This window comes from Agrobacterium sp. 22-223-1, assembly GCF_053522385.1.
Genome location: NZ_JBNWCN010000001.1, coordinates 147,578 through 167,573, shown reverse-complemented (window position 1 = coordinate 167,573; position 19,996 = coordinate 147,578). Strand labels below are relative to the sequence as shown.

General features: G+C 56.9%; 20 protein-coding genes and 1 tRNA gene. 12 read left to right on the top strand and 9 right to left on the bottom strand.

Annotated elements, in window-relative coordinates:
- Positions 1–67: 67 nt before the first annotated feature.
- Complete coding sequence (locus ACQZ60_RS00795) at positions 68–373, top strand: Rdx family protein (protein WP_020808445.1); 306 nt, start codon at positions 68–70, stop codon at positions 371–373.
- A gap of 119 nt (positions 374–492) precedes the next feature.
- Positions 493–579, top strand: a tRNA-Leu gene (locus tag ACQZ60_RS00790).
- Positions 580–765: 186 nt separating this feature from the next.
- Here the strand turns inward: ACQZ60_RS00790 and ACQZ60_RS00785 are convergent.
- Entirely contained in the window at positions 766–1,149 is a 384-nt protein-coding gene (locus ACQZ60_RS00785) for a pilus assembly protein N-terminal domain-containing protein (protein WP_031233864.1), read from the bottom strand.
- A 441-nt stretch (positions 1,150–1,590) separates the two neighbouring features.
- Here ACQZ60_RS00785 and ACQZ60_RS00780 point away from each other — a divergent pair, with 441 nt between their 5' ends.
- The 9 genes from ACQZ60_RS00780 (at position 1,591) to ACQZ60_RS00740 (ending at position 10,496) form a co-directional block, all read left to right on the top strand.
- Complete coding sequence (locus tag ACQZ60_RS00780) at positions 1,591–1,782, top strand: Flp family type IVb pilin (RefSeq protein ID WP_003524475.1); 192 nt, start codon at positions 1,591–1,593, stop codon at positions 1,780–1,782.
- A 99-nt stretch (positions 1,783–1,881) separates the two neighbouring features.
- On the top strand, positions 1,882–2,394 hold the full coding sequence (locus ACQZ60_RS00775; protein WP_448734597.1) for an A24 family peptidase: 513 nt from the start codon (positions 1,882–1,884) through the stop codon (positions 2,392–2,394).
- Positions 2,395–2,521: 127 nt separating this feature from the next.
- Complete coding sequence (gene cpaB, locus ACQZ60_RS00770) at positions 2,522–3,328, top strand: Flp pilus assembly protein CpaB (protein ID WP_020810206.1); 807 nt, start codon at positions 2,522–2,524, stop codon at positions 3,326–3,328.
- Positions 3,325–4,908, top strand: a complete 1,584-nt coding sequence (locus ACQZ60_RS00765; protein WP_448733122.1) for a type II and III secretion system protein family protein — start codon at positions 3,325–3,327, stop codon at positions 4,906–4,908. The genes cpaB and ACQZ60_RS00765 overlap by 4 nt, the downstream gene beginning before the upstream one ends.
- Positions 4,909–4,964: 56 nt before the next feature.
- Positions 4,965–5,657 carry a CpaD family pilus assembly protein gene (locus tag ACQZ60_RS00760; RefSeq protein ID WP_448734596.1) on the top strand — a complete coding sequence of 231 codons (693 nt, stop codon included), beginning with the start codon at positions 4,965–4,967 and terminating at the stop codon, positions 5,655–5,657.
- A gap of 34 nt (positions 5,658–5,691) precedes the next feature.
- On the top strand, positions 5,692–6,975 hold the full coding sequence (locus ACQZ60_RS00755) for an AAA family ATPase (RefSeq protein ID WP_020810203.1): 1,284 nt from the start codon (positions 5,692–5,694) through the stop codon (positions 6,973–6,975).
- Positions 6,976–7,008: 33 nt separating this feature from the next.
- Positions 7,009–8,481 carry a CpaF family protein gene (locus ACQZ60_RS00750; protein WP_020810202.1) on the top strand — a complete coding sequence of 491 codons (1,473 nt, stop codon included), beginning with the start codon at positions 7,009–7,011 and terminating at the stop codon, positions 8,479–8,481.
- A 15-nt stretch (positions 8,482–8,496) separates the two neighbouring features.
- Positions 8,497–9,501, top strand: coding sequence for a type II secretion system F family protein (locus ACQZ60_RS00745; RefSeq protein ID WP_020810201.1), 1,005 nt, complete (start codon positions 8,497–8,499; stop codon positions 9,499–9,501).
- Positions 9,502–9,509: 8 nt separating this feature from the next.
- Positions 9,510–10,496 (top strand): type II secretion system F family protein, encoded by a 987-nt coding sequence (locus ACQZ60_RS00740; protein ID WP_020810200.1) that lies wholly within the window; start codon positions 9,510–9,512, stop codon positions 10,494–10,496.
- A 74-nt stretch (positions 10,497–10,570) separates the two neighbouring features.
- On the opposite strand, the gene ACQZ60_RS00735 is transcribed toward ACQZ60_RS00740, so the two are convergent.
- Entirely contained in the window at positions 10,571–11,281 is a 711-nt protein-coding gene (locus ACQZ60_RS00735) for a tetratricopeptide repeat protein (protein WP_003524462.1), read from the bottom strand.
- Between the two features lie 256 nt (positions 11,282–11,537).
- Between ACQZ60_RS00735 and ACQZ60_RS00730 the strand changes: the two genes are divergently transcribed.
- Positions 11,538–12,932: a leucyl aminopeptidase family protein gene (locus tag ACQZ60_RS00730; protein WP_035264577.1), complete on the top strand. Its 1,395-nt coding sequence runs from the start codon at positions 11,538–11,540 to the stop codon at positions 12,930–12,932.
- A gap of 109 nt (positions 12,933–13,041) precedes the next feature.
- Here the strand turns inward: ACQZ60_RS00730 and pncB are convergent, their stop codons facing one another.
- The 7 genes from pncB to ACQZ60_RS00695 form a co-directional block, all read right to left on the bottom strand.
- Positions 13,042–14,346, bottom strand: a complete 1,305-nt coding sequence (gene pncB / locus ACQZ60_RS00725; RefSeq protein WP_003507389.1) for a nicotinate phosphoribosyltransferase — start codon at positions 14,344–14,346, stop codon at positions 13,042–13,044.
- 210 nt (positions 14,347–14,556) lie between these two features.
- Positions 14,557–14,916, bottom strand: a complete 360-nt coding sequence (locus ACQZ60_RS00720) for a hypothetical protein (RefSeq protein WP_031233701.1) — start codon at positions 14,914–14,916, stop codon at positions 14,557–14,559.
- A 93-nt stretch (positions 14,917–15,009) separates the two neighbouring features.
- Entirely contained in the window at positions 15,010–15,861 is an 852-nt protein-coding gene (locus ACQZ60_RS00715; protein WP_080865728.1) for a C40 family peptidase, read from the bottom strand.
- 18 nt (positions 15,862–15,879) lie between these two features.
- Complete coding sequence (locus ACQZ60_RS00710; RefSeq protein WP_003507384.1) at positions 15,880–16,224, bottom strand: MarR family transcriptional regulator; 345 nt, start codon at positions 16,222–16,224, stop codon at positions 15,880–15,882.
- Positions 16,225–16,586: 362 nt separating this feature from the next.
- Complete coding sequence (locus ACQZ60_RS00705; RefSeq protein ID WP_020809669.1) at positions 16,587–17,693, bottom strand: DUF475 domain-containing protein; 1,107 nt, start codon at positions 17,691–17,693, stop codon at positions 16,587–16,589.
- Positions 17,694–17,984: 291 nt separating this feature from the next.
- The gene (locus tag ACQZ60_RS00700; protein WP_031233695.1) at positions 17,985–18,902 is read right to left on the bottom strand and encodes a DMT family transporter; all 918 of its coding nucleotides are present in this window, start codon (positions 18,900–18,902) and stop codon (positions 17,985–17,987) included.
- Positions 18,903–19,025: 123 nt separating this feature from the next.
- The gene (locus tag ACQZ60_RS00695; protein WP_142780018.1) at positions 19,026–19,907 is read right to left on the bottom strand and encodes a LysR family transcriptional regulator; all 882 of its coding nucleotides are present in this window, start codon (positions 19,905–19,907) and stop codon (positions 19,026–19,028) included.
- Between the last annotated feature and the right edge of the window lie 89 nt (positions 19,908–19,996).

Here is a 19,996-nt window from a genome sequence, read left to right as displayed (position 1 = left end):
AACATGAGTATTATAGTTGACATTATCGTGAACATTATTGCCGTCAGGCAGTGAAGGAGACGTGAGGATGACCGAGACCAAACCCCGCATAACCATCCGCTATTGCACGCAATGCAACTGGCTGCTTCGGGCAGGCTGGATGGCGCAGGAAATCCTGCAGACCTTCGCTTCCGATGTCGGCGAAGTCAGCCTCGTTCCCTCAACCGGCGGTCTGTTCGAGATCACCGTGGACGGCACGACCATATGGGAACGCAAACGCGATGGCGGTTTTCCTGGCCCCAAAGAACTCAAGCAGAGAATCCGTGACATCATCGACCCGCAGCGCGACCTCGGCCATGTGGACAGAACGAAGCATGAAGGGCTCGACACCTGATCCGGCGACATGTTTCAACAGCCCCAACCAAGTTTTTTCCCTTTAAAATCAATGATCGTCATAAAAGTTCAAAAAGTCTGTTGACACCGGGCGGCTGCCCTCGTACATCGCTCTCCGTCGCCCAGATGGCGGAATTGGTAGACGCGCCAGCTTCAGGTGCTGGTACTCGCAAGGGTGTGGAGGTTCGAGTCCTCTTCTGGGCACCATTCCATTTTTGATCTTAGCCAGATCAAGAACTTAGCCGAAAAAACAGCAACATATAGCCGACCGGTAAACGCCGGGAAGCGTGTTGCTTTTTCGTCTTTTCCACTTACATAAAAGCTACGAACAGGCCGCTTCCTTTTTTGTCGGAAGGCCTGTTGTCCTGTCTGAAATATGATCGACCTTGCCTGTTATGGCTGAGCGTCTTTGTCGCCACTATTTTGCGAATGCTGTTCGCAATTCGGCGTACAGGACAGAACGGTTCGCTCCGTCTGGCGGAAAACACGCACCGTATTGCCCTCGTCGATGGAGACGAGAATGCGTTCATCCACGATTGGATTGCCATCGGCATCCAGAAGCACGAGATTGGTCGTGCCGAAACTGCGACCTGTCAGAACAATCGTGGTGGCATCGGCAACCGTGGCATCGGCGACTTTGGAGTTGCCGACGATAACCTTGCTGACGGCACGGTCGAGACGAAGGACACGGGCGTGATTCATCGAAACGCGCAATATGTCATCCTCAGCAAAAGCGGGCTGCAGCGAACCCGATATAAAGACGGACAAGCCGACCACAATTTTCGCCAGTTTTCCGAATGACACGCGTTTGGCCCTTGCTCACTACCCGCACTTTATTGCTCCACAGAATGCGCGGTTTTAGTGAATGAAGCGTTAAATGGCAAAAATCCGCAATGAGGATGGTAACCATTCGTAATGTATTGATATTTTCACGTCTCTCCGCCCCGCGTCAAAACTGAACAGCTGCGCCTCTTTCAACCGAAACTTAGCCGGACGAGAGAAATGGCCAGCGTCTGAATATATTTGTTTATCAGCAAATATAAAAATGCAGACAATACTTTTCGTTTTTATTTACCAAGAGAAACTCATCCTGCCGTTTACTTTGAGTTAATCGTTTTTTTTAAGCGCTTGGAAATCGCTCCGTTGTAGTTTGAACCCAACCGAACAACGGAGAACAGTTGTCGGCGTGCTGAACCAACACAAGTTAGGAGAGACCCTATGACCAAGATTTTCGCTCGTTTCCTGAAAGACGAATCCGGTGCCACTGCAATCGAATATGGTTTGATTGCTGCACTTATTTCCGTTGGCATTATCGGTGGTACAACGGCAGTCGGCGGTAAGCTGAAAGACACTTTCACTTTCATCAGCACCTCGTTCACGAACTCGAAAGCCTCCACCGGCGGCGTTTGATTGATAAAAAGTATAATGCAGGTGATTTACCCAGAATTGGGAAATCACCTGCATTTGCTATTCTTCCAGCTGAATTGGATAGATTAAGGCAGGGTAATCATGATCGTCGCAGCGATTTTTCTTATTGTCCCGCTCTGCCTCAGTTTCGCTGCCTTGAACGATCTTTTCAGCATGACGATCCCCAACTCGATAACCGTCGTGCTCTTGCTATCTTTCGCTTTCGTTGCGCCCCTGTCGGGAATGGATTTGCAGACTTTTACCTTGAGTCTCGCAGGCGGCCTCGCCGTTTTTCTCTGCTGTTTTATGCTCTTCGCTGCCAATGTCATGGGTGGAGGAGACGCAAAACTATTGACTGGAGCGGCAGTCTGGTACGGCTTCAACATTTCTCTGATAGAATTTTTACTTGCGGTGACGCTGATCGGCGGCGCATTGACAGTTGGCATACTACTGTTGAGATCACGGTCCCAGGAAATCATAGCCATCGGCATACCGATCCCTGATTCCCTTATGGTTGCAAAGAAGATTCCATACGGTATCGGTATCGCCGCAGCGGGACTCCTGACCTATGGGAATTGCCCCCTCGTAAAAGCGGCGATCACAAGCCTATACTAGATCAGGATTTCGATCCCAATCGTTTATAGAATTGTTAACTACAAATCCAAGCACACTATTAACCATAATTATACCAATCGCGCGCCATCCTCGGGGAAGAAGAATCTGATTCCCTCAAGGATCGAACATGAAACCGTCGCGTATCTTTATTCTTTCCGTTGCTCTGGTGGCCGCCGGTCTTGCCGGCCTTGTCGCCATGCAGATTTCCGGCGCGAAGCAGGTCATCGAAAAAGCAGAAACGATCATCCAGAAAGAACCGACGGTCAACGTTCTCGTTTCATCGGTCAATCTGCCCGTCGGTAGCCGCCTGAACGACAGTTCCGTGCGCTGGACACCCTGGCCACAGGGCAATGTGGTCGACAGTTTCATAACGGAAGCGAAAAGGCCTGATGCCATCACCGAACTCACCGGCGCGGTCGTGCGGCTGCCTCTGTTCGAAGGTGAACCGATCCGGCCGGAAAAAGTGGTCGATTCCAGCACGCGCATCATGTCCTCCCTTTTGCCGGCCGGGAAACGCGCTGTCGCCACCGAGATTTCCGTCTCGACGGGCGCAGGCGGTTTCGTACTGCCGAACGACCGGGTCGATGTGATCATGGTCCGCAAGGGCGACAACAACAACTTTCTGACCGAAAATGTTTTGAACAATGTTCGTGTCCTGGCGATCGATCAGCAGATCAAGGAAGGCGAGGACGGGACGTCGGCGGTGGTCGGCGCAACCGCTACACTCGAACTGACCCCGGAACAGGCGAAGATCATAACGGTGGCGCAGCAAATGGCGGACCGTCTCACGCTTGCTTTGCGCTCCGTCGCCGATGCGCAGGAAAACGATACGCTTTCGGCTGGCCATCTTCTCAGCGGCGGTTCCGGACAGCCGGAAATTCAGGTGATCAAATCCGGCTCGATCGTGAAGAGCGGTCAGGGAGCATCACAATGACCGGGAGGCTCATGACAAATCGTCTCAACCAACGCCTGCGTTCATCGATGGCGGGTGGGCTCGCATTCTGCCTGGCCTTTTCAGGCGTTCCCGGCCAGCATTCCCCCAAGTTTCTGCGCGTCAGCGAAGCGGAGGCGCAAAGCGCAAGCATCGTGCGGATTACCGAAAGCGGCACAGGCATTCGCAAGCGCTTAAAGCTGGGTTTAAACAAGGCGCTGGTCATCGACCTGCCCGAAGATGCACACGACATTCTCGTTGCCGATCCGAGCCTTGCCGATGCCGTCACCCGCACGTCCAGACGTATTTATCTTTTCGGTAAAACGGTAGGACAGACCAACATTTTCATTTTTGGTGAGGGCGGCCGGGAAATCGTCAGTCTCGATCTGGAAGTAGAGCGGGACATCGCCGGACTCGAGGCAAATATTCGCCGGTTCATTCCCGAGTCTGATATCAAGGTAGAAATCGTTTCGGACAACATCGTTCTTACAGGATCGGTGCGGACACCGCAGGACTCCGCACGCGCCGTTCAACTTGCCGACGCCTTTCTAAAAGGCGGTGAGGCCACCACCCGTAATATATCTCTGACAGGCGGTGACAATGGCGGCGATGCAGCGATTTTTGCGGAGCGCCGGCAGGTATCGCAAATTGTCAACATGCTGACGATTGAGGGGGAAGATCAGGTAACACTGAAGGTTACCGTCGCCGAAGTGAGCAGACAGGTTCTGAAGCAACTCGGCTTCAACGGCTCCATCAGCAGTTCAACAAGCGGTAATGGTTTCGAATTTGCGAATCCGTCTAATCTTGGCAATGTGATCGATGGCGCGTCAAGAATTGCCAGTGGTGCGATAGGCTCGGGGTCTCTCAGATTCGCTTCTTATCTCACCGCAATGGAGCAGGCGGGCGTCATGCGTACATTGGCGGAACCAAGCCTGACCGCTATTTCCGGAGAGCAGGCAAAGTTCTACGTCGGAGGCGATTTCAGGATTGCCGGAGAACAGGAAGTCGACATCGACGAGGACACCGGGCGGCCCACAATTACGCGCACGACCAATACTGTCGATTATGGCATCACGTTAAACTTCAAGCCCGTGGTGCTTTCGCCAGGCCGAATAAGTCTCAAAATTGAAACCAATGTTTCCGAGCCCACCTACGAAGGCAATGTTGTAACCGGTAATTCGGGTCGCACGGTCCCAGGTTCGACCTACATGTCGGTAAGAAAGCGCGAAACCTCCACAACGGTCGAGCTTCCCTCGGGGGGATCGATCGTGATCGCAGGTCTCGTTCAGGACAATGTCCGTCAGGCCATGTCCGGGCTTCCGGGCATGTCGAAGATTCCGATTTTCGGCACGCTTTTCCGCAGCAAGGACTTCCTCCGCAACGAAACGGAACTGGTCATTATCGCAACGCCCTATCTGGTGCGGCCCGTTGCCCGCAATCAGATCGCCCGGCCAGACGATAACTTCAATCCGGAAAACGACGCCGCCATGTATTTCATGAACCGCGTCAACAAGGTCTATGGCCGCAAGGATCAGGTTCAGGCGGCGCCCTATCAGGGGTCAGTGGGGTTCATCTACAAATGACGACATGCACACAAAATCCCCTCTTCACAGCAAGCCCGGTCAGGGCAGGAAACGTCATGAAGGAATCCTATTCCTCCTTTTCCCCCTGCCTTTCCGGAAGACGGATCGGCCTCGTCGTCATTGCCGCGCTTGCCGCCGGCCTGTTGCAGGGCTGCGCACGCGATCCGATGACCACCAACGCCATTCCCGACGATTATCGCACACGCCACCCGATTACCCTGTCGGAAGCGGAGCATTCGCTGGATATTCCGGTCTCGGCCAGCGACAGCCGGCTGACCACAGCGATGGCGGATAATGTTCGCGGTTTTGCCCAGAATTATGCGTCTATGTCGACCGGGATCATCAATATTCAGACCCCGTCGGGATCGGCCAATTCAGCGGCCGCATCGCGAATGGCAAAACAGATCCGCTCGACGCTTTCCGGCGCGGGTGTGGCGCCGGGCAAGATCATGGAGACGCGTTATGCCGCTTCCCCGAATGGCGACGCCTCCCCCATTCGCCTGAGCTATGTCGCCGTTACCGCCATGACTGGCCAGTGCGGCCAATGGCCCGAGGATCTCTCAGACAATACCTTCGCCAACAAGAACTGGTACAATTTCGGGTGCGCTTCCCAAAGCAATCTCGCGGCGCAGATTGCCAATCCCATGGATCTGGTCGGCCCGCGCGGCATGAGCCCGATCGATGCCGAGCGCCGTGCGGTCGTCATCGACACCTATCGCGGTAAGACTTCGACGACGACGACAGATTGATGCGGATCCAACATTTGTCACGGCAGGAAATACGATGAGCGCTGTAGAATACGATATCAAGCCAAGCGGCGGCACAGAAGCCGAGCCGCCCGTGCGCGCTTCGGATATGGACCACCTGCGGCCCCTGCCCCGCATTTCCGTTCACGCTTTCTGCGTCAGCGACAATATGCAAGGCGTCATGGACGCATTGTCCAGCGACCGGCGCATGAGCAAGGTCACCCTGCGGGTGACCAAAGGTGATATCAATGCGGCAGCCACGATGTTTTCCACGTCGCCCACGCCCAATCTCATAATTCTCGAGACAGCAAGCTCACCTGCCTCGCTGCTGGACGATCTCGCGCCTTTGGCGGAGGTTTGCGATCCTTCCACCCGTGTCATCATCGTCGGCCGGCACAACGATATAACGCTCTATCGCGATCTCATCCGCAACGGCATTTCCGAATATCTCGTCGCCCCGGTCAATATGGCCGATCTCCTGGCTTCGATCGCTGCGATCTTCGTCGATCCGGACGCGGAGCCGCTGGGTCGCAACATCGCCTTCATTGGCGCCAAGGGCGGCGTAGGCTCGTCCACCATCGCGCATAATTGCGCCTTCGGCATTTCGAGTCTTTTCTCCACGGAAACCATTCTGGCGGATATGGACCTTGCCTATGGAACGGCGAATATCGATTTCGATCAGGACCCTGCCCAAGGCATGGCTGAAGCGGTCTTTTCGCCGGAGCGACTGGACGAGGTATTTCTCGACCGTCTCTTGACGAAATGTTCCGATCATCTGTCGCTTTTGGCAGCGCCGTCTCTTCTCGACAGGACCTATGATCTCGATCGTCAGGCCTTTCTGCCGATCCTCGAGGTTTTGCAGCGCAGTGCCCCGGTCGCGGTTCTCGATCTTCCCCACCAATGGTGCGACTGGACGCGGGCAGTCCTTTCGGAAGCCGATGAGGTGGTCATAACGGCGGTTCCCGATCTCGCAAATCTGCGCAATACGAAGAACCTCTTCGACGCACTGATCAAGCTGAGACCCAACGATAAATTGCCGCATCTCGTTCTCAATCAGGTCGGCATGCCCAAGCGTCCGGAAATCGCGCCGGCGGATTTCCTTGAGCCGCTGGAAATCGAGCCGATCGCGATCATTCCGTTCGACGCACAATTGTTCGGAAATGCCGCCAATAGCGGCCGTATGATCAGCGAAATGGATGAAAAATCCCAGACGGCGGAAACCTTTTCGCAAATCGCCCATACCATCACAGGCCGCTCCGTGCTGCGCAAAAGCAGGCGTGGCGGTCTGGAAAAACTGAAGAATATTCTCAAGCGCAAGTAGGCCTTCTGCCTGCGTCCTTAGACGGAAACGCCGATGTTCGGAAAACGCGGGCCTGAAAGCCCAGCCAGAAGCACAAAGCCGGATCTTGCTGCACCTGCGCCCATGCAGGTGACGACAGCGCCTGAGCCTCGTTCTGCTGCAATTGACACTCTTGAACCCGGCCAATCACCGGCAATGCGTCAGGCAACTGCAAACGCACCGCCCGCGCAGAGAAAACGTACCCGCACGGAAGATTACTACAATACCAAGAGCCAGGTATTTTCCGCACTTATCGATACGATCGACCTTTCGCAGCTCGCCAAGCTCGACGCGGAAAGTGCGCGCGAGGAAATTCGCGATATCGTCAACGACATCATCACGATCAAAAATTTCGCCATGTCGATCGCCGAGCAGGAAGAGCTGCTCGAAGATATCTGCAACGACGTTCTTGGTTACGGGCCGCTGGAGCCTCTCCTGGCACGCGACGACATTGCCGATATCATGGTCAACGGTTCCGGCCAAACCTTCATCGAAGTCGGCGGCAAGACCATCGAATCCGATATCCGCTTTCGTGACAATGCGCAGTTGCTTTCCATCTGCCAGCGCATCGTCAGCCAGGTCGGCCGACGCGTGGATGAGTCGAGCCCGATATGCGACGCACGCCTGCCGGATGGATCGCGCGTCAACGTCATCGCTCCGCCGCTTGCCATCGACGGTCCGGCGCTGACGATCCGAAAATTCAAGAAAGACAAACTGACACTCGACCAGCTCGTGCGTTTTGGAGCGATCACGCCCGAAGGCGCGACATTGCTCAAGATCATCGGTCGCGTCCGCTGCAATGTCGTCATCTCGGGCGGCACCGGCTCGGGCAAGACGACGCTTCTCAACTGCCTGACGAGCTTCATCGACAGGGATGAACGCGTTATCACCTGCGAAGACACCGCCGAACTTCAGCTGCAGCAGCCGCATGTGGTGAGGCTCGAAACACGTCCGCCCAATATCGAAGGGGAAGGCGAGATCACCATGCGCGATCTCGTCAAGAACTGCCTTCGCATGCGGCCCGAACGTATCATCGTCGGCGAAGTGCGCGGACCGGAAGTTTTCGACCTTCTCCAGGCCATGAACACCGGTCACGACGGTTCGATGGGAACACTTCACGCCAATACGCCACGCGAATGCCTCAGCCGTATCGAATCGATGATCGCCATGGGCGGCTTCACCCTGCCGGCCAAGACCGTACGTGAAATCATCTCAGGCTCGATTGATGTCGTCATTCAGGCGGCGCGTCTGCGTGACGGCTCGCGCCGGATAACGCAGATTACGGAAGTGATCGGCATGGAAGGCGATGTCATCGTCACTCAGGATCTGATGCGATACGAAATCGAAGGCGAAGATGCGAATGGCAAGCTGATCGGCAGGCACGTATCGACCGGCATCAGCAAGCCCAATTTCTGGGATCGTGCACGCTATTACGGCGAAGAGAAACGTCTGGCGGCCGCGCTCGATGAAATGGAAAAGACATCCTAAGGGAAAGCGACTGCCATGGACCCGACAATAGTGTTACTGGCCGTACTTGTCGCCATCTCGGCAGGAGCACTCGCCTACGTCTTTCTTTTTCAGCGGATAGAGGTCGAGAAAAAGACCACAAGCCGTTTCAAGCGGGTGCAGGCCGCAGAGACGGATCACGTAAATATCAAAGCTGCACGCGATCGGGTCCAGGAACTCAGCAAGCGCCGCAAATCCATGCAGGACAGCCTGCGGGATATGGAAAAAAAACAAAATGAAAAGGCGAAAAAAGCAAAAAATGTCAGCCTGCGCGATAAACTCGTGCAGGCTGGGCTGGCAATCTCCGTTCGGCAGTTTCATCTCCTGAGCGCAGGTGCTTCGGCTTTCGCCACTCTCATCGCACTTCTATATGATCTATCATTAATAACCGCCCTGCTCATAGGCGCAGTGGTGGCTTTAGGGCTGCCCCGTTGGGTATTGGCGTTTATCCTCAAGCGCCGGCAGAAAAAATTCCTTGAGGAGTTTCCCAATGCGCTGGATGTCATGTGCCGCTCGATCAAATCCGGATTGCCGCTGAATGACGCCGTGCGACTGATCGCGTCGGATGGTCAGGAGCCGGTGAAAACAGAGTTTCAACGGGTCGTAGACGCGCAGCAGGTTGGTATCGGGATTCCCCAAGGGATAGAGCGCATGATGCTGACCATGCCGCTTTTCGAAGTCAGCTTCTTCAGCACCGTCATCAATATCCAGGCACAGGCAGGCGGCAATCTTTCGGAGGCTTTATCCAACCTTTCGAAGGTATTGCGTGACCGAAAGAAAATGCGCGCCAAAGTGAACGCTCTGTCGATGGAGGCAAAAGCGTCGGCCGTCATTATCGGCGCATTGCCTTTTATTGTGATGCTGCTGGTGCACTTCACATCGCCCGACTATCTTGCAGTCCTCTTCACGGATATGCGCGGGCACATCATTCTGGGTGCATCCGGACTATGGATGCTCATCGGAATTTTCATCATGCGCCAAATGATCAATTTCGATATTTGAGGTCACCGATGACGGGAAATCTCCTTTCAGACCTGACGAATCCGCAAACTATCATTGCGATTCTCGTAACAGTGGCAGTTTTCGCCACCCTTTATACGCTCATTACGCCTTTCTTCGAACGAAAGGACTTTGCCAAGCGCATGAAAGCCGTATCGTCGGAGCGGGAACTTATTCGCAGCCGCGAGCGCGAGCGTCTGGCAACTGCAACCAGAGACGGCAAGGCCTCCCTGCGTGGCAACAACAACAAGTCCGCACGGCGAATCGTTGAAAAATTCAATCTCCAGGAAGCGCTCGCCGACAAGAACACAATGAACAAGCTGCGTGCAGCCGGTTTTCGTTCGCAAAATGCGCTTAATACATTTCTTGCTGCCCGATTCATATTGCCGTTCATTTTTCTGGCCGTCGCATTCACCTGGATTTTCGTTCTCGGAAATCTTGCGGATAAAGCCTTCTTCATTCGACTGATGGCCGTTCTTCTTTTCGGCTATATCGGCTTTTATGCTCCCAATATCTACGTTTCTAACCGCATGACCAAGCGACAGGCCTCGATCAAGCGGGCTTGGCCAGATGCACTTGACCTGATGCTGATCTGCATCGAATCCGGCGTATCAATGGAAGCAGCCATGCGCCGCGTAGCGGAAGAGATGGGTGAACAGTCGCCTGAACTGGCGGAAGAAATGATCCTGACGACAGCGGAATTGTCCTTCCTTCAGGACAGGCGTGTCGCGCTTGAGAATTTTGGTATGCGCACCCAACTGGACGGTGTCAAAAGCGTGGTGCAGGCCCTCATCCAGGCGGAACGATATGGCACGCCGCTCGCACAGGCTCTGCGCGTTCTCGCGCAGGAAGGTCGAGACGAGCGAATGAATGAAGCTGAGAAAAAGGCCGCAGCGCTGCCGCCCAAACTGACTGTGCCGATGATAGTGTTCTTCCTGCCGGTTCTCATCGCCGTTATTCTCGGGCCTGCCGGCATTCGTGTCGCCGACACGTTCTAGCGACGGAAACGCGCAGGAGCGAAACCGGAAATCGTTCGATCAGGGCGCAACCCTTCTATACCTGCGAAAGCGTATCAACCAGCCGGCTTGCCGTCCTTTTTCGCCAGTTGCTGCCAGGAGTTCTGCTGCGAAAGCATGGCACGCAGATAGGTGAGGTTTGCCTGCGCCTGCTGTGGCGAGAGTTCCTGAACCGCGATGCGCTCGGCTTCGGCAAAGCGGCCCTGTAGACCGACCACGAGCGCAAGGTTCTGGCGAACGCGGCTATCGGCGCCCGGCTGGGCGATGGCGGATTGCAGATATGTTTCGGCAGTGCGCGGATCGCTCGACAGGACATAGGACATGCCGAGGTTGGACAATACGCTCGGGTCGTTCGGCTTCAGGTCAAGCGCCTGCCTGTAGCGGGAACGCGCCTCGTTCGAGCGTCCAAGCTGATCGAGCACGGCGCCCTCGGCGGAATAAAGCCGCCAGTCGGGCCGGTCCGGCGTCTGCGCCCGCTGGATGGTCGAAAGCGCCTGCTCCAGCTGACCGGCGGCGGCCTGCGATTTGCCATAGGCGGCAAGGACATCGCGGTCGGCTGGATTGGCGATGGCGATCTGCTGCATGACGGCGAGAGCCTGTGTGTTCTTGCCGGTCATCATCAGCACGCTGGCATAATTCATGCCGACCGATTTATCCTTGGGGCTGCGTTCATAGGCTTTGCCGGCGCTCTCCTCCGCCTGCCGAAGCTGCTCCATGTTCATGTGATCATAGGAGCGTGTGGCGGCGGGAATGGAGCCGGTGGACATGCGATCGGGCTTGTTGGTGCCCGCGCATCCTGAAACCGCAAGAACCAATGCGGCAAGACATGCTCCCCGCAGCAACCCGGTCCGGCCTGTCTCGCCCAAAGAAAATGCAGTCATGGCAGCGCCCCCGCCCAAGAATGATCAATCTTGCGCCCGACACACGACAGACTCACATGACGCAACTTTCGCTTAAGCAATAATCTGTTAACCCTAACAGAGCGTTAATCGCACCGATTCTCGACATTTACGGAAGCATACAATGGCGCCCTATCAGTTCATCGAACGCCCAACCCCTTTCAGCTCCAAGGCCGGCAGCACATTGCCGGTTTTCGCCGTCACGCCGGCCCATATCGAACAGGGCGCCATCGATCCTGTTGCTCTGGATTGGGCAAAGAAGGCGGGGTTCAAGGCGGAGGCAGGCGCCATTCTCCTCGTTCCTTCCGCCGATGGTTCGCTGGGCGGCGTGCTTCTCGGCCTCGGCGGCAATCCCTCGGAAATCCCCTTCATCACCGGGAAACTCGCCCGTGAGCTGCCGGAAGGCGAGTGGCACATCGAGACCGCACCACTGACCGCCAATCGCCTCGCTCTCGGTTTCGGTCTCGGCAGCTACCGCTTCGACAAATACAAGACCACCAAGACGAACGGGGCAAAGCTCCTCATTCCGCAGGATGCGGAAGACGGCGAGATCAAGCGCGTTCTGGCCGGCGTTTTCCTTGCGCGCGACCTCATCAATGTTCCGGCCAACGATATGGGACCGGATGAGCTTGAGATTGCCTTCCGCGCGCTTGCCGCCCATTACAAGGCAAAGGTGAAGGTCACCACCGGTGACGATCTGCTCAAGGAAAACTTACCCCTGATCCATGCTGTCGGCCGGGCCAGCGAAAGTGCGCCGCGGCTTCTGGAGATGAACTGGGGCAAGAAGGGCAATCCACGCCTCACCCTCGTCGGCAAGGGCGTCTGCTTCGATACCGGCGGCCTCGATATCAAACCCGCCGCTTCGATGGCGTTGATGAAGAAGGATATGGGAGGTGCGGCCAATGTGCTCGGCCTTGCGCTGATGATCATGGATGCGAAGCTGCCGGTCGATCTTCGTGTTCTCGTGCCCGCGGTCGAAAACTCTATCTCCTCCAATGCCTTCCGCCCTGGCGATATCTACCGCAGCCGCAAGGGGCTGACGGTGCAGATCGACAATACCGACGCTGAAGGCCGTCTTGTTCTGGCGGATGCGCTGGCCTATGCGGACGAAGATGCGCCAGACCTGATGATCGACATGGCGACGCTGACGGGTGCCGCACGCGTCGCGCTCGGCCCGGATCTGCCGCCCTTCTATACAGATGACGAGGATCTGGCGCATGATATCGCGGAAGCCAGCATCGACACGGACGATCCGCTGTGGCGCATGCCGCTCTATATGGGCTACGACAAGGATATCCGCTCACGCGCAGCCGATATCACCAACGCGCCTTCGGGCGGCATGGGCGGATCGATCACCGCCGCCCTGTTCCTGAAGCGTTTCGTTACCAATACCAGGCGCTGGGCGCATTTCGATATTTACGGCTGGTCTCTGAGCGAGAGGCATCATTCATCGATCGGCGGGGAAGCGCAGGGCATCCGCGCACTCTTCCATTACATCGCACACCAGTTCGCGAAGTAATCTGCTGATAGGTTCGGGCTTCCACGGGCGCTTCCTCAACCGGAGCGCCCGTTCTCAATTTAGAGCATTTCCGGGCGGAAAACCGGGCTCCACTTTTCCTGGAAAAGCTTTAAACCAGAACCTTCTGTTCCTTGTGGTCTTCTTCGCCGAAGAACTTCAGGTAACGCTCCACTTCGGCCGGGTCACCGGTGGCCTTTTGCGGATTGTCCGAGAGCTTCACGGCCGGCCGGCCATTGGCGTCGCTCACCTTGCAGACGATGGAAATCGGCTTGAGGCTGGCGATGGTTTTTGGCGCGCAACCGGCAAAATCATTGGTGAGGTTGGTGCCCCAGCCGAAGCTCATGCGGACGCGGCCTTCGAAATGCCTGTAGGTGTCGATGATGGCGTCGACATCGAGACCGTCGGAGAAGATCAACATCTTCTTGCGTGGGTCGCGGCCCATCTTCTGCCACCACTCGATGATTTTTTCGCCGCCTTCGATCGGCGGCGCACTGTCGGGACGGAAACCCGTCCAGTCTGCCACCCATTCCGGCGCATTGCGCAGGAAAGCCGCCGTGCCGAAGGCGTCGGGAAGCACGATCAGCAGGTTGCCGCCATAAAGCCGGTTCCAGTCCTTCAGAACCTGATAGGGGGCAGCGGCCAGCTCCTCATTCGTTTGCGCCAGCGCTGCTACCACCATGGGCAGTTCATGCGCGTTCGTGCCCACGGCTTCGAGATCGGAATCCATGGCGAGCAGGACGTTACTCGTACCGGTAAAGGCGGGCCCGATGCCTTCCTTCAGCGCTTCGACGCACCAGCGTTGCCAAAGGAAGCTGTGGCGGCGGCGGGTGCCGAAATCGGAAATGCGCAGGCCCGGCAGTTCCCGCAGCCGCTCGACCTTCTCCCACATCTTGGCCTTTGCGCGGGCATAAAGCACATCGAGCGTGAAATAACCGAGCGAACGCATGGCGCTGCGCGAGCGCAACTCGTTGATGATGGCGAGCGCCGGGATTTCCCAGAGCGTCGTATCCATCCAGCGGCCATGAAAATTCAGCTCATATTGCCCGTCGCGCTTGAAAAGCTCATATTCCGGCAATTGATAGCTCGACAGCCAGGAGAGGAATTCCGGCTCGAAAATCTGCGAGCGGCCGTAAAACGTGTTACCCGCAAGCCAGATGTTTTCCTTCTTGGAAAGACGCAGGGTGCGTGCATGATCGAGCTGTTCGCGCAGCTCCATCTCGTCGATCTCTTCCGCCAGCCGCACCGTCTTCGTGCGGTTGATCAGGGAAAACGTCGCGTCGACTTCCGGATAGAGCTTCCAGATCATCTGCAACATCAGGAGCTTGTAGAAATCCGTATCGATCAGGCTGCGGACGATAGGGTCGAGTTTCCAGGTATGATTATGGACACGGGTGGCTATATCGGTCTTCGTCATACTCGCATTCCCCAATATCGGCCAAAGGTCAGAACAGCCGATGTCACTCCGCACCCCGGCAGGTATCAACCTGTCATGCGGAAAGATTTATCTGAAAAAGCGACAACAAGTCCAGAGCACTGGCCCGGCAAATGCCCGCCGCGACCGCCCGCGCATCGATTTTCCGAAGACCACAATGGGGTTTTCGGTCCGGTGTTCAAACATGCTGCTTCAAAAGGTCGGGTCTACGGGGTTTATGCCGGGATACCAGTCCTTGGAGACGGGATTTCTGCCGCCGAAACTGGAAATGCCGTTTTCGTCGGTGCAGCGATACCCCTGAACAGGAAGCCCACGGCTGCCGAAAACATCCCTGTAGGGACCTCGGGAATATCCGGTCACGCCGAGTGCGCTATGGCAGTTGTAGCGGACCTTTGGCTGCAGCGTGCGCGGATCCTTGACGCCGGGCAGGTTTGCATAGGCATCCGGAGCGGGGGCAAAACCGTTCTGGAAAACAGTCTGTGCCTGCGCCGACGCGCTTAGCAAAGCCGCCGTGAGGATCGCTGCCAATCGTGTCGCCGTTCTTGTCTTCATCGATGCCGGTCCCGTACCATCATTCAACCGATGTAGGCTGTCGGCGACCTCCACACAAAGGGCGTGGCAGGCACAATTTCGTGAAAGCCCTTCTCAGGCCTCGAGCCGGCGGTAAGCAGTTGGCTTTTCATAAAGCCAGCCAATGCGCTCGATGGCCGCATCGAGATTCTCGCGTGCGACATTCATCGTATGGCCATTGGCATGGAGCAGCGTTTCCTCGTTTTCCATAAGGCCGACATGACCCTTCCAGAAGACGAGATCGCCGCGCCGCAATTCATCCCGCTCTATTTCCACGCCGAGCGACTTCACCTGCATGTCGGTATCGCGAAGGACCCGCCGGCCCGTCATGGCCATGGAAAGCTGCACGAGGCCGGAACAATCGATACCAAAACCGGAGCGGCCGCCCCAGAGATAGGGCGTTTCGATAAAGCGCAGCGCCACCGCCACATAATCTTCCTCAAGCGCCGCGTCGACGGCCTGGCAATGGGCAGCGATGATGCCTTCGCCTTTTTCGGTCAGCAGGTAACGGGTGCCGCGCGTCTCCGCTTCGCCGACGATGCGGATCAGGCTACCCATGGACAGCGCTGCGACCGGCGGTTTGCGCAATTCAGCGGCTGGGTAGAGAAAAGTGCGCGGTGCAATCACCCTATGGGTGGCGACAACGACATCGCCGATCGCCGTTTCCGGCACGTAACCGGCATACCCGTCCGCATCCGCCTGCACCCATGCCCAGCCGTTGGCCCTGTCGAAAACACGGATAGTTTCGCCAAACAGCAACTCGGTATCGATGCCGGCGGCAAGATCGGGCGTCGGCCGCAGGCCAGTAACCGGCAACACGATCTGGGCGGCCGTGCCGTTGACAAAACGTTCGGCCTGCACCACGCCCTGCAGTTTTTCATCGGCGAGGTCGGAGCGGAAGACATTCAGGCGGCGGTCGAGCATCATGGGTTTCACATCCAGAGGTTAGATCTTGCGCGCCTGATCAATAATCAGATCGCCGATTTTTTCCAGATAAAGCGCACCGGCCACCGTGCGTTTTATCACAACATTGCGCCTGTCCCGCTCATCCCGAACCCGATCGACCAGCCCGAGCGCGCCGAGACTGTCGAGCGCGCGGGTAATGACCGGCTTGGTGACCCCCAGCATGGCGGCAAGACCCCGGACAGTGTGCGGCGGCGGCACGAGATAAATCTGCAGCAGGATGGCGGTTTGACGCAAGGTCAAATCCGGCTGATCGTCAACGACCTGCGCCGTGGATACACGATGCCAGAGCCCCAAGGCCTCCGTGGGCGACAATTGTGCAGGCAAGCCGTGACCCTTCCAGTCGTTGTCCTACCGTTTTCATTCAACAGAGCGAAAAACTCAAGAACCATCCCGCACAAACAAAACCGCCGCACGGCGCAGATCCGAAAGATCGCGCGGCGCGGCGGCGTTTGTTGACCCGTTTTCGAGCCATGATGTCCCCTCTGGACTTGCGGAATGAGACGCAGGAAGCGTGCCAATTTTGATGCAGCGCACAAATACTCGTAAAAACAGCAACTTAAGGCAAAAACTCCGCGTTGTGGCGAAGTTTTTCGCAAAGGATAAACAGCAATAAAAACAGGCAAAAAATAATTCAATGCTTAAAAACTGCCTTCCGCCGCGACAGCGGAAGGCAAGGATATCGCGGATCAGATCTCCGCGCCGCGCGCGGCATCGACCGCATCGGCATTCTGTCGCCGGTTATAGCGGATCGACGACCAGAGCGAGATGCCGATCAGGCCCGCGCCGCCAAGGCCCGTGATGACCTCCGGAATATGCACCATGGTCTGCACGTACATGATGACGGACAGGATGAGGATTGCATAAAAGGCGCCGTGCTCCAGATAGCGATATTCAGCCAGGGTTCCCTTCTCGACCAGCATGATGGTCATCGAACGCACATACATGGCGCCGATGCCGAGGCCGATGGCGATGATGAAGAGGTTCTGCGTCAGCGCGAAAGCGCCGATAACGCCGTCGAAGGAGAAGCTGGCATCCAGCACTTCGAGATAAAGAAACGCACCGAAGCCGCCTTTCGCCGCACCTTCCAGCATTTCCTGGCTGCGATCGAGAATGCCGCCGACGACTTCCACCAGCAGGAAGGTCAAAAGACCCCAGATCGCCGAATGGAAGAAAGTGTTGGCCGCGACCGGACCAAGTTCCGGATTGTCGCTAGCACCGATGATGCGGGAAAAGATCAGCATGACGACCAGCACGAAGGCAATCTCGATGCCCTTGACGGAGGAATAGGTTGCAGCCTTTTCCTCGATCCAGCGCACCCAGTGCACGTCTTTTTCATGGTCGAAGAAGAAGTTGAGACCGACCATCATCAGGAAGGTGCCGCCGAAAGCCGCAATCGGCAGATGGGCGTCACGCATGATTTCCGCATAACGTTCCGGCTGCGTGGCCGCCATGACGAGAGCCGTCCACGGGCCGACATTGGCCGCGACGACCACGATGAGAAGCGGGAAGACGATACGCATGCCGAAAACGGCAATCAGGATACCCCAGGTCAGGAAGCGGTGCTGCCAGACCGGTGTCATGTCCTTCAGCTTGTTGGCGTTGACGATGGCGTTGTCGAAGGAAAGCGAGATTTCCAGCACCGCCAGCACGACGCAGATGAAGAAGATCGTCGCCGTGCCGCCGACCGTTCCGGTCATTTCCCAACCGAGATAACCGCCGAGGATCAAACCGACCACGGTGACGATAAAGGCCCACTTGAAGTAGGTAAGGGTGTTTTTCTGGGCAGCGCTCATGTCCGGTCGCCTCCCATAACGAGGGCGTTCACGGACCGACGCAGGGCGTCAGGCCGCACGCAGAAAGCACGCGCGCGAAGCACATTCAGGTTTTTCATAGTTTTTAATCCGCCGGCCAATTTTTGCAGGCGGTACCGACATCGCGAGAGCGCCGTAAAACTCTCGCCAGAGGGGCCCGGCACCTTTGTTTCCTCTGCCGTTGCGAGACAAATCATCGCAGGGCTCTTTCTTACTCCCCGAAGATCACGCCTTCGTCAAGTCCCGTGATCGTGATCAAGGCCCTGAGAAAGATCAAACCTGCTCCACAGCCAGTCCTTCAGCGGTTTCGCGGCGGCGTTTGAGAGTATTTTCGCGGAAGAAGATATAAAGGCCGGAAAGAACGATCAGGCCCGCGCCGACGACGATACTCGTCTGCGGCACATCGCCGAAGAACAGCCAGCCGAAAATCACCGCCCAGAGCAGCAGCGTATATTGCAGCGGCGCGACGGTGGCGGCATCGGCGAGTTTAAGCGCCCGGTTGACCAGCACATGCGCCGTCATGGCGACGACGCCGAGCAGGCCGAGGAATGCCAGATCGAAACTGGACTGAACCGGCAGCCATCCCGATGGCGTGAGGAATACCGCGACAATGCCCGCAAGCGCCGCACCGATGATCTGCCAGAAGGCAAGCACCGTATCCGGCGTATTGCGCAGCTGGCGGCCAGATAACATCATGAAAGCGAAAGCGGCACTGCCGAGGATCGAAAACAATGCTGCGGAGGTGAGGCTTGCCGAACTGGGTTTGAGCGCAATGAGAACGCCGACAAAACCGATGGCGATGGCCGTCCAGCGACGCCAGCCCACCTTTTCTCCGAGCAGAAACGGCGAGAGCGCCGCCACATAGATGGGGGCGGCCAGCCAATAGGTCATGACATCGGCGAGCGGCAGGGCCGCGACCGCGAAATAGAAACAGAAAAGCTCTGCGGTGGAAAAGAAGACGCGCGCAAACTGAAGGCCGGGACGCTCAATTCTGACAAGGCCGGAGAGGCCGGCACGCCAGACGATCGGAACGAGGATAATAAGCGCCGCCGCGCTGCGAATAAGGATCACCTGACCCTGGCTATAGGTGGCTACGAGCCATTTCCCCATGGCGTCGTTCAGTGCGAAAAGCAGCATTCCAAGCAGCATGACGGCCACGCCGAGGCCAGTCGGCGAAAGCTTACGTATCATAGACATGTCAGTTCCGATCTCTCCCAATGGCTGCATTGGTCGTCCAGCCAGCCATCCTTTGTCAAGCCCCGAACGGCCGGGCCCGAACAATTAATAGTACTAATAATATCGGCATGTGGGATGTCAGATGAAGATTCGCCGTTCTTCGGCTACGAGTTCCTGGAGAAAATCGACCACCGTTCGGACCCGGACCAGTTGACGGGCGGATTCGTGATAGGCCGTCCAGTAGGACCGGCTGATGGTGAGGTGCGGCATGATCCGCAGAAGTTCTGGATATTGCCCGGCGATGTAATTATGCAGGATGCCGATACCCGCACCGGAACGCACCGCCTCGGTCTGCCCGGTGGCGCTGGAGATTTCAAAGGCGGCGTCCCAGTCGCGCATGATCTCACCGGTAAAGTTCAGTGAAGGCGAAAAGATCAGATCCTCCACGTAGCCGATCCGCCGGTGGCGCTTCAGCGCCTCGACATCATCAGGCGTTCCATAATCGGCCAGATAATCCGCCGAGGCATAAAGGCCCAGCGAATAATCGGTGAGCTTCGAAAACATCAGCCTGCCCTGCTCCGGCCTTTCGATGGTGATGGCGATATCGGCCTCACGCTGCGACAGGGAGAAAGAGCGCGGCACCGGCACGAGCTGGATTTTCAGATCAGGATAACGCGCCGTCAGCCGGCCGAGCCGCGGCGCGAGGAAGGAAACGCCGAGACCATCCGGCGCGCCGATGCGCACCGTTCCCGCCACCGCCGTATCGACGCGGCCGAGATTTGCCTGGGCATTCAGCATTTCGGTTTCCATGCGCTCGGCCCCGGCAAGAAGGCGCTGCCCCTCTTCGGTCAGCTCGCAGCCATTGGTGCTCCGCAGGAAGAGCTGCGTGCCGATGGCCGCTTCCAGTGCGGAAATGCGCCGGCTGAGGGTGGCATGGTTGACGCCAAGCTTTCTGGCCGCCGAAAGAAACTGGCCGCTTCGCGCGACGCTTAGAAACAAACGCACATCATCCCAGTTCACAACACCCTCCTTATGTCTATTTTTGCACAATGGATGCTTATTTCAGGCGATTGATTTGTGCAAATCGAAAGGTAATGCTGCGCCATCAC